9 protein-coding genes are annotated in these 8,182 nt (G+C 73.9%); 8 read left to right on the top strand and 1 reads right to left on the bottom strand.

Annotated elements, in window-relative coordinates; translation table 11 throughout:
* Positions 1 to 1,019: helix-turn-helix domain-containing protein (locus ACFQ80_RS01925; RefSeq protein WP_430562348.1), on the bottom strand; the 1,019-nt coding region annotated here is incomplete at its 3' end.
* 89 nt (positions 1,020 to 1,108) lie between these two features.
* Between ACFQ80_RS01925 and melA the strand changes: the two genes are divergently transcribed.
* The 8 genes from melA to ACFQ80_RS01885 all read left to right on the top strand — a co-directional run bounded on the left by melA (position 1,109) and on the right by ACFQ80_RS01885 (position 8,068).
* Positions 1,109 to 2,539 (top strand): alpha-galactosidase, encoded by a 1,431-nt coding sequence (gene melA / locus ACFQ80_RS01920; protein WP_430562347.1) that lies wholly within the window; start codon positions 1,109 to 1,111, stop codon positions 2,537 to 2,539.
* 97 nt (positions 2,540 to 2,636) lie between these two features.
* Positions 2,637 to 3,950, top strand: a complete 1,314-nt coding sequence (locus tag ACFQ80_RS01915) for an ABC transporter substrate-binding protein (RefSeq protein ID WP_430562346.1) — start codon at positions 2,637 to 2,639, stop codon at positions 3,948 to 3,950.
* A complete protein-coding gene (locus ACFQ80_RS01910) occupies positions 3,934 to 4,905 on the top strand; it encodes a carbohydrate ABC transporter permease (protein WP_430562345.1) in 972 nt (323 codons plus the stop codon). The genes ACFQ80_RS01915 and ACFQ80_RS01910 overlap by 17 nt, the downstream gene beginning before the upstream one ends.
* Positions 4,902 to 5,801, top strand: a complete 900-nt coding sequence (locus ACFQ80_RS01905; RefSeq protein ID WP_430548880.1) for a carbohydrate ABC transporter permease — start codon at positions 4,902 to 4,904, stop codon at positions 5,799 to 5,801. Before ACFQ80_RS01910 ends, ACFQ80_RS01905 begins: the two co-directional genes overlap by 4 nt.
* Before the next feature lie 71 nt (positions 5,802 to 5,872).
* Positions 5,873 to 6,031 (top strand): hypothetical protein, encoded by a 159-nt coding sequence (locus tag ACFQ80_RS01900; protein WP_430548881.1) that lies wholly within the window; start codon positions 5,873 to 5,875, stop codon positions 6,029 to 6,031.
* Entirely contained in the window at positions 6,031 to 6,420 is a 390-nt protein-coding gene (locus ACFQ80_RS01895; protein WP_430548882.1) for a YciI family protein, read from the top strand. Before ACFQ80_RS01900 ends, ACFQ80_RS01895 begins: the two co-directional genes overlap by 1 nt.
* Entirely contained in the window at positions 6,420 to 6,764 is a 345-nt protein-coding gene (locus ACFQ80_RS01890; protein ID WP_430562344.1) for a YciI family protein, read from the top strand. The genes ACFQ80_RS01895 and ACFQ80_RS01890 overlap by 1 nt, the downstream gene beginning before the upstream one ends.
* Positions 6,761 to 8,068 (top strand): RNA polymerase sigma factor, encoded by a 1,308-nt coding sequence (locus ACFQ80_RS01885; protein WP_430562343.1) that lies wholly within the window; start codon positions 6,761 to 6,763, stop codon positions 8,066 to 8,068. Before ACFQ80_RS01890 ends, ACFQ80_RS01885 begins: the two co-directional genes overlap by 4 nt.
* Positions 8,069 to 8,182: the final 114 nt, after the last annotated feature.

Below are 8,182 nucleotides of genomic sequence, written 5' to 3'. Positions count from 1 at the left end.
GGTAGGGGACGCGACGACGCCGCGGACGCACGCCGTCGCGGCGTGTCCGTGGTCGGGTCGCGGGTCCGGGACCCGCGGGGGCGGGGGGGAGGGCCCGCGCGCCCCCCCGCCCCCCCGCCGCCGGGCCCCCCCCCCCCACCCCCCCGGGGGGGGCCCGGGCCCCGCCGGGCCCACCGCAGCGCGCGCCGGTAGTCGCCGGGCGCGTACCCGCAGATCTGGCGGAAGGTGTCGTAGAAGCTGCTCTGCGACGTGAACCCCGCCGCGTGCCCCACCTCCACCGTGGTGGCGTCCGTCGTGATGAGCAGACGCTGCGCCTCCGCCACCCGGCACCGGGCGATGTAGGTGCCGAGGGTGGTGCCCACCACCCGCTTGAACAGGGTCATCGCGTGGCTGGGGGAGAGGTGGACGGCGCGCGCGACGTCCGACGGCGCGATGGGGGAGCGGTAGTGCTCCGCCACGAACTGCGCCATCGCGGTGGCGCGCGCGGCCGCGCCCGACGGCCCCGGTGCGCCCGTCGCGTCGCCCGCGGGGCCGGGCGCGCCCGCGGCCTCCGCGGCCGCGAGCGTCCGGCGCACGAAGGCCTGCACCTCGAGCATGACGACGGCGTGGTCCCCGCCCGCGAGGACGTCGCGGTGCCACGTGGCGAAGAGCGCGTCGACGTCGCGGGCGAGCGCGGCGGCGGGCACCACCACGGGCCGGGCACGCAGCAGCACCGCGATCTGATCGGCCCGCAGCGCCCAGCCGAGCACCTCGGTGAGCGGCACGTGCACCCACGACACGGCCGACTCCACCGCGTCGGGGTCGACGAGCTGGTGCGGGGTGCCGCCCCAGAAGAGCGCGACCTGGCCCGCCTCGACCCGCAGCGTCGACCCGCCGAAGAGGTACTCGAGGCGTCCGGCGTGCACGAGGTTGAGCTCGAGGTCGTCGTGGCGGTGCGGGTGCTCCATCACCGGGGGCGCACCGTGGCGCACCCACAGGGCGGCCTCCTCCAGGCGGACGTCGTCGACCGTCAGCGTCATGCGGGGAGCCTAGGGCGATCGAAGGATCCCGGAAAGCGGGGCGACCGATCCGGAGGATCGACCGCCATCCTCGGGCCTAGCGTCGCTGCATGGCTCATTCCCCGAAGATCACCATCATCGGCGCCGGCGGCTTCGTGTTCCCGTTCCGGCTCATCGGTGACCTGCTCAGCTTCCCCGCCCTGCGCGACGCGACGCTCTGCCTCATGGACCTCGACGCCGACCGGCTGGACCGGGTGGCGGGCGCGGCCCGTGAGCTCGTGGACCACCACGGCCTGCCCACCGTCGTCGAGCAGACCACGGACCGGCGCGCGGCCCTCGACGGGGCCGACTTCGTCATCATCACGTTCCAGGTGGGCGGCGTGGAGTCCTACCGGCACGACGTCGAGATCCCGCGGCGCTACGGCGTCGACCAGACCGTGGGCGACACCGTCGGGCCCGGCGGCGTGTTCCGCTTCCTGCGCTCGGTGCGCGCGTACCAGGACATCGCGGCCGACGCGCTGGAGGTCTGCCCGGACGCGCAGTTCATCAACTACGCCAACCCGATGGCGATGGCCACCGCCTATCTCAACGCCCTCGGCCTGCGCACCGTCGGCCTGTGCCACAGCGTGCAGGGCACCACCCGCATGCTCGCCCGCACGCTCGGCGTCCCCTACGACGAGGTCTCCTACCGGTGCGCCGGCATCAACCACCAGGCCTGGGTCCTCGAGTTCCGCCGGGGCGCCGAGGACCTGTACCCGCGCCTGCGCCAGGTCATGGCCGAGCGTCACGTCCGCGGCCGGGCGGCGGCCGACCTGCTCGCCGACGACGGCGACCACTCGGAGGCCGCGCTCGCCGCCAGCACGTACGAGGGCGGCAACGAGCAGGTGCGCACCACGCTGATGAACCACTTCGGGTACTTCGAGACCGAGTCCAGCCACCACGCGTCGGAGTACGTCCCGTGGTTCCGCAAGGATCCCGAGACCGTGCTCGAGTACCTGCCGGAGCGCTGGGACTACTACGAGATCTGCTCCGCCCACGACGAGCAGGGCGACGTGGACGAGCAGCTCGAGCGGCTCAAGGCCGACCTCAGCCCGTCCGTCGAGTACGGGGCGTCGATCGTCAACGCCGTCGTCACGGGCGTGCCCGCCGTCGTCTACGGGAACGTGCCGAACGCGGGCCGGGTCATCACCAACCTGCCCGACGACGCGTGCGTCGAGGTGGCGTGCCTCGTCGACGCCAACGGGGTGCAGCCGACGTCCTTCGGGGAGCTGCCGCCCCAGCTCGCGGCGATCAACCGCACCAACGTCAACGTGCAGACCCTCGCCGTCCGTGCCGCCCTCACCGGCGACGTCGAGCACGTGCACCACGCCGTCGCCCTCGACCCGCTGACGTCCGCGCACTGCACGCTCGAGCAGGCCCGGGCGATGACGGACGAGCTGCTCGACGCCCACGCCGCGCTGCTGCCCGCAGCCCTGCGCCCGGCGTCGTCCGTCTCGTCGTCGGCGTCCACCGTGGAACGGGACCCCGTCCTGGCGCGCTGACCGACACCGGGTGCCCCGGCGACGACGCCGGGGCACCCCGCGGGGCCGCGCGCCGCGCCGCCCCGACTCGACGATCCCTCGACGAAGAGGAGACGACATGCCGACCCCCTCGGTGCCCGGCAGGCACCCGGTCTCGCGCCGGCTGTCCCGGCGGAGCTTCCTGGCGGTGGCCGGGATCAGCGTGGCCGGGGCGCTCGCGGCCTGCTCCGGCGCCCCGACCGGCACGAAGCACCTGCGCCTGTCCTCGTGGAACATCCCCCTGGACCTGGAGTCGTACCAGGCGCTCGCCGACGAGTTCGTGGCCGCCCACCCGGGCACCAGCGTCGCGGTCGAGGTCACGACCGGGCAGTTCCACCAGTGGTTCATCACGCGGCTCGCGGCCGACCTTGCGCCCGACATCATCCGCATCACGCCGCAGCAGATCGGCCGCTACGCCGCCAACGGCAGCCTGGTCGACCTCACGGGCGCCGTGCCGCCGGAGTACCAGGACGACTGGTCGGAGCCGTTCTGGGCGATCGGCGCCAAGGCCGACGGCCTGTTCGGCGTCTTCCAGCACACGGACAACTTCATCACCTACTACGACAAGCGCGTGATCGAGCAGATCGGCGTGGACGTGCCGCAGACCCTCGACGAGGCGTGGCAGTGGGACGAGTTCCTGGAGATCGCCGCCGAGGCACGCAAGATCACGGGGCGGTACGGCTTCGGCTACGGCTGGAGCGGGCCCGAGACGGCGTACCGCTGGATGCCCGTCGTCTACCAGAACGGGGGAGCGTTCCTCGGCGAGGACGGCGAGACGCCGAGCATGGACACCGACGCCGCCGTCGGCGCCCTGGACTTCGGCCGCCGCTGGTACGCCGACGGGCTGGTCTCGCCGGCGAACATGAGCAAGTCGGGCGGCGGCGCCGTCGGGCGCGACCTCTTCGCCACCGGCCAGACCGGGCTGCTGCTCGACAACCCCGAGGCGATCGCCGCCCTCGACGAGGCCCGCCCCGACGAGTGGGGCACCACCTACATGATCCGCAACGGCGGCGAGGCGTCCGACCTCGGCGGGAACGCGCTGGCCGTGACCCGGTCCAGCAAGCACCCCGAGCTGGCGGCCGAGCTCGTCGCGTTCCTCACGAGCCGTACCCACGTCGCCGAGTTCTGCCGGCGCGGCAACTGGCTGCCCGCCCGCTCCTCGCTGGACGCGGCGGACATCGGCTACGACCGGCACGAGGCCACGATGCAGCAGTTCATCGACCAGGCCGCGACCATCCCGCTGTCCATGGTGCGCGCCCAGTCCGGGCCGTACTTCAGCTCCCTCAACTCGGTCTTCGCGGACTACCTCGACCTGTGCTTCCTCGGCGAGCTCACGCCCGCCGAGTGCGGCGCCCAGATGACGGAGGCGATGCGCCGTGTCACCACGCGGTGAGACCCTCACGGCCCCGGAGGCGCCCCCGGCGGCCTCCCCGACGGCCGACGTCGCGCGCGCGACGTCGCGGACGGACGGGCCCGCGGGCCGCCGTCGCGGCCGCTGGGCGCCCTACCTGTTCGTCGGCCCCGCGGGGCTGCTCTTCCTCGCGTTCTCCCTGGTGCCGATCATCATCGCGGTCGCCCTGTCGTTCCAGGACACCGCCACGCTCGGCGACGGGCAGTGGGTGGGCGCGGACAACTACCGGACCATGCTGTCCGACCCGCTGCTGCGCACTGCCCTGCTCAACACGGTGGTCTTCACCGTCGGCACGGTGCCGACGGCGATGGCGGTCGGGCTGGCGCTCGCCGTCGCGCTCAACCGCCCGCTGCCGGGACGGGGCCTGCTGCGGGCGCTGTTCTTCGTGCCGATGGTCGCGGCCGGCGTCGTGGTCGGCGTGATCATGTCGTGGATCTTCAACCCGGACTACGGGGTCGCGAACAACGCGCTCCGGGCGGTCGGGCTCGACGGGCTGCCGTGGCTGACGTCGCCGCGCACGGCGATGCTCACGCTGGTGCTCGTCGTCGTGTGGACCCGCATCGGCTTCTGCATGGTGATCTACCTGGGCGCGCTGCAGTCGATCCCGTCCGAGCTGCGCGAGGCCGCCGCCATCGACGGTGCGAGCCGCTGGCAGCGGTTCCGGCGCCTCACCGTGCCGATGCTCGCGCCGACCACGTCGATCCTGCTCATCCTCAACGTGGTGTTCTCGCTGCAGGCCTTCGACGTCATCTACGTGATGACCGGCGGCGGCCCCGGCTTCTCCACGACCGTCCTCATCCAGTACGTGTTCCGGTCCGCGTTCGCCGACGCCCGGATGGGCTACGCCGCCGCGCTGGGCCTGCTGCTCGTGCTGATCCTGCTGGTCTTCACGCTGCTGCGGCAGCGCGCGACGAAGAAAGCCGAGGAGCTCCTGTGACCACCACCGCCGTCCCCGCGCGCACCGCTCCCGGCACCGGGCCGGCAGGGTCCCGCCGCTCCCCGCGCGAGCGCCGGACCCACCGCCGCCGCTGGTTGCTCACCGCCGGCCTCACCGCCGTCGCGATCCTCGTCGTCTTCCCGCTGTACTGGATGGTCGTCTCGGCCCTCACCCCGGGCGGGCAGTCGCAGAGCAGCGAGTTCTACCTCTGGCCCGACGCGCCGACCACCGGCAACTTCACCGAGGTCTTCGCGACGCAGCCCGTGTGGCACTGGCTCGGCAACTCGTTCCTCGTCGCCACGGTCGGCACGGCGCTGTCCGTGTGCGTCTCGCTCGGCGCGGGGTACGCGCTCGCGAAGTACCGGTTCCGCGGGCGCGGGCTGCTGTACGCGGTGTTCCTCGTGACGATCATGATCCCGATCCAGGTCACGCTGGTGCCCGCGTTCCTCGTCGTGGCGCGGCTGGGCCTGGTCGACTCGCCGTGGGCGGTCATCCTGCCCACGCTGTTCGACGTCGTCGGGATCTTCATCGCCCGCCAGTTCATGCTGGGCGTGCCGGACGCGCTCATCGAGGCCGCGCGGCTCGACGGCGCGGGGGAGCTGCGCACCTTCTTCCGGGTGGTGCTGCCGTCGTGCGGCCCCCTGGTCGGCGTCCTCGTGATCCTCGGGTTCATGAACCGCTGGAACGACTTCCTGTGGCCCCTGGTGGTGCTGCAGGGCAACGAGAGCCTCACCGTGCCGGTCGGGCTGTCCACCCTGACCAGCAACCCCGCCTTCAGCTCGCCGTGGGGCGCGGTGATGGCCGTGGCGACCGTCGCCGTCGTGCCCCTGCTGGTCGTGTTCCTGGTCTTCCAGAAGACGTTCGTGCAGGGCATCGCGAGCACGGGGATCAAATAGGTGTCGGTCCGGGTCGCCCCCGTTCGTCGTGCTCATGACGCGGCCGCCGGCCGCGGGAAGAGAGGTGGACGATGCGCTTCCTGGACACGATCCTGAAGGATGACCTGGCGGCGAGGCGGTTCCTGGCCGAGGTGCGACGCGAAGGACTGGGCATCGGCGCCTACCGCCCGGTCGACGTGGCGTTCTTCGGACCGATGGTGTTCTTCAACGGCTTCCACGAGGAGATCTGATGCGGTATCTGATGCTGGTGCTGTCCACCCCCGAGGACCCGCAGCTGCGGCCGGAGGACGCCGCGGGCGCGCCGCCCATCGAGGGCTGGGTGGAGAAGTACTACGGCAGCGGCACCGCCGTGCTGGGCGACCGGCTCCGCCCGCCCGCCGACGCGGTCGGGGTGCGGGTCCGGGGCGGGCGCGCACTGGTGACCGACGGCCCGTTCTCGGAGACCAAGGAGGCGATCGGCGGGTTCGACGTCATCGACGCGCCCGACCTCGACACGGCGATCACCATCGCGTCCGAGCACCCCATGGCGCACGAGGGTGCCATCGAGCTGCGGCCGTTCTGGCCGCTCGGGCTCGAGGGAGACGGCGTTGCCGACGAGACGCGCGAGGGAGGCGCCTGATGCGGTACCTGCTGCTGGTGGTCGAGCCGGACGTCCCCGACCGCGGCCCGACGCCCGACATCGTCGAGTGGGTGCGCCGGCACGACGCCGACGGGTCCCGGGTGCTCGGGGAGCGGCTGCGCCCCGCGGCCGACGTGCGCCGGGTGCGCGTGCGCGACGGTCGCCCCCTGGTGACCGACGGGCCGTTCACCGAGACCAAGGACGTCATCGGCGGGTTCGACGTCGTCGAGGCCCCCGACCTCGAGGCTGCGCTCGCGATCGCCGCCGAGCATCCGGGCGCCTGGGGCGGCGGCACGGTCGAGGTGCACCCGTTCTGGCCGACCGACGGCGTCGAGCCGGCGTGACGACCACGAACGCCGTCGAGGACGCGTTCCGCAGCGAGTGGGGACGCGTCCTCGGCGCGGTGGCGCGCGCCACCGGCGACCTCGACCTCGCGGAGGAGTCCGCGCAGGAGGCGTTCGCCACGGCGCTGCGCACCTGGTCGCGCGACGGCGTCCCCGACCGGCCGGGCGCGTGGCTCACGACGACGGCGCGGCGGCACGCCCTGGACGTGCTGCGCCGCCGGCAGGTCGAGGCGGAGAAGAGCGAGGCCGCGGTGCGGCGGGGCGAGCGCGTCGCCGGGCCCGGACGGGCCGCCGACGGCGTGCACGACGAGGTCGAGCGCGGCCTCGACGACGAGGGGTGGTCGCCCGACGACCCGGACGGCGACCTGGTCCGGCTGCTGTTCACGTGCTGCCACCCGGCCCTGCCGCTCGACGGCCGCGTGGCGCTCACGCTGCGCTCCCTCACGGGGATGACGACGGCGCAGGTGGCCCGTGCGTTCCTCGTCCCCGAGGCGACGATGTCCCAGCGGCTCGTCCGGGCCAAGCGGCGCATCCGGGCCACCGGCATCGCGTTCCGGGTACCGCCGCCGGCGCTGCTGGCCGAGCGCACCGACGCGGTGCTCGCGGTGCTCTACGTGCTCTTCACCGAGGGCTACGACGCCTGGGCCGAGCCCGCCGACGAGGTGGAGGGGTGCGCCGACCGCCGCGCGCTGGCCGGGGACGCGGTGCGGCTGGCCCGGCTCGCCGCCCGGCTGCTGCCGCAGGAGCCGGAGGCACGCGGCCTCCTCGCCCTGCTGCTGCTGCAGCACGCGCGGCGCGACGCGCGGAGCGGGGGCGACGGCGTCGCGCTGACCCTGGCGGAGCAGGACCGCTCGAGGTGGCGCCGCGACGAGATCGACGAGGGGCTGGCCGTGCTCGACACGGCGCTCGCGGCGCGCCGGCCGGGGCCGTACCAGGTGCAGGCGGCGGTCGCGGCGCTGCACTGCCGGGCGGGCACCGCCGCCGAGACGGACTGGGCGGAGGTGCTGGCGCTCTACGACGTGCTGCTCGATCTGGCGCCGTCGCCCGTCGTCGCGCTCAACCGTGCGGTGGCCGTGGCCGAGGTGCGCGGCGCCGACGCCGCCCTGGCCGCCGTCGACGCCGTCGCCCGCGACCCGGCCCTGGCGGGCTACCACCTGCTGCCGGCCCTGCGGGCGGACCTGCTGACACGCGCCGGCCGGCCCGCCGACGCCGTCGTCGAGCTGCGCCGCGCCCTCGACCTGGTCGACCGCGAGGGCGACCGCCGCCTGCTGCGCTCCCGCCTCGCGGCCCTCGCGCCGAGGTAGTCCGGAACCCGCCGAGGTAGTCCGAAACCTGCCGAGGTAGTACGAAGACTGCCGAGGTAGCAACGAGCCCTCGCGAGGGCACGTACTACCTCGGCAGATTCGGTCCTACCTCGG

The organism is Isoptericola sp. NPDC056578 (assembly GCF_042793275.1).
GTDB lineage: Bacteria > Actinomycetota > Actinomycetes > Actinomycetales > Cellulomonadaceae > Isoptericola.
This window is presented reverse-complemented; position numbering and strand designations above follow the sequence as displayed.

What these genes read in the sequence shown, in the direction of transcription:
- melA (WP_430562347.1), top strand. Translation starts at nt 1,109, where the DNA reads ATGGCTCATTCCCCGAAGATCACCATCATCGGCGCCGGCGGCTTCGTG.
- ACFQ80_RS01915 (WP_430562346.1), top strand. Translation starts at nt 2,637, where the DNA reads ATGCCGACCCCCTCGGTGCCCGGCAGGCACCCGGTCTCGCGCCGGCTG.
- ACFQ80_RS01900 (WP_430548881.1), top strand. Translation starts at nt 5,873, where the DNA reads ATGCGCTTCCTGGACACGATCCTGAAGGATGACCTGGCGGCGAGGCGG.
- ACFQ80_RS01895 (WP_430548882.1), top strand. Translation starts at nt 6,031, where the DNA reads ATGCGGTATCTGATGCTGGTGCTGTCCACCCCCGAGGACCCGCAGCTG.
- ACFQ80_RS01890 (WP_430562344.1), top strand. Translation starts at nt 6,420, where the DNA reads ATGCGGTACCTGCTGCTGGTGGTCGAGCCGGACGTCCCCGACCGCGGC.